We start from the raw sequence: 1190 nt of genomic DNA, 5'->3' as shown, positions 1-1190 counted from the left end.
ATTAGAAGTTTTAGATAAACTTTGTTTTAATTTACTAAATATCGAAATCATATTAGATAGTTTTTTGTTTTATGGGTGTTGGTGTTACGCCTGCGTGAGTATCAAATCGTCATTGCGAGGAAATTACTTACGTAAGTAATTGATGAAGCAATCTCAGGAGTTTGTTGTTATTTCATGAGATTGCCACGCAGCCTATGGCTCGCAATGACGATTAGGTATCTACACAGATAAGCCATCTTGCAATGATGATTAAGGTACTTATCTCTTTTTCTTATTTTTGCTTTTGTTTTTATTTCCGTCAGTGGTTTTATTGAATCTACCTAAATTTTTAACAAATTTTTGTAGTCCGTTAAGTTCTGTTCCATATGTCCTAGTATATTCATGAACTATTTCTATCTCTTGTCTATGAGAATCATCTATTACTACTACTTCCTGTATAAAATTATTAGCATCAAACGTAATTTTTACTATCTTCTGCTTTTCAATTTTTGGATTGAGCCAAGCTCTTTGAGACATAACTCTTTCAACATAATACCAGGTATTTTGGGAATATTCCGGTACTATAGTAGGCGTACCTATTAACTCTACGACTTCTGTTTTATTTAGTTTTTTAGACTCTAATTTTACAAGTGCCGAATCATCTATAGATTGCCCTCTATTTGCGATAGTTTTGCAGCCGTTTAAGGAAAAAAAGGCTAATATACTAAAAATGTATGTTATAAAAATTTTCATAAGTTTAATTTTATCTAGATTTTATTACAAGGTTATAATATACTGCTCCACTAATTTGACAAATACTTTTTAATTTATATTTAGAGAGGCTAATAATGGCAGTTCCAAAGAAAAAAACATCAAAATCAAGACGTAATATGAGACGTTCGCACTTAGCACTTGGCAAAGTTAACGTAATAGTTGATTCGCAAACCGGTGAATATAAGCTTCCGCATCACGTTTCTTTAGTCGATGGTACTTATAATAATCGTATAGTAGTAACAAAGAAAATTAAAACTGAAGAAGAAGTAGCCTAAAAGATTTATGACCTGTAAAATTATTGGTTGCGGCGGGTATCTTCCTTCAAAAATAGTTAGTAATGATGAGCTTGCAAAATTCGTAGATACTAACGATGAATGGATTAGAACAAGAACAGGTATTACGCAGCGTCATATAGCAGGTGATACAGAATATACTTC

Annotated in this window: 2 protein-coding genes and 1 pseudogene; 2 read left to right on the top strand and 1 reads right to left on the bottom strand. The window is 31.8% G+C overall.

The annotated features are described in order from the left end of the window. Positions 1-258 precede the first annotated feature (258 nt). Entirely contained in the window at positions 259-732 is a 474-nt protein-coding gene (locus BG75_RS06300; protein WP_062811809.1) for an outer membrane protein assembly factor BamE, read from the bottom strand. A 95-nt stretch (positions 733-827) separates the two neighbouring features. Here BG75_RS06300 and rpmF point away from each other — a divergent pair, with 95 nt between their 5' ends. Further along, positions 828-1028 (top strand): 50S ribosomal protein L32, encoded by a 201-nt coding sequence (gene rpmF / locus BG75_RS06295; RefSeq protein WP_062811808.1) that lies wholly within the window; start codon positions 828-830, stop codon positions 1026-1028. Positions 1029-1035: 7 nt separating this feature from the next. Further along, positions 1036-1190: pseudogene (locus BG75_RS10215) on the top strand (3-oxoacyl-ACP synthase); the annotation flags it as partial.

The organism is Rickettsia endosymbiont of Proechinophthirus fluctus, assembly GCF_001602635.1.
Classification (GTDB): Bacteria; Pseudomonadota; Alphaproteobacteria; order Rickettsiales; family Rickettsiaceae; genus Rickettsia; species Rickettsia rickettsii.
Note: the sequence above shows the minus strand (reverse complement) of the source record. Positions and strands in the feature narration are given on the sequence as shown.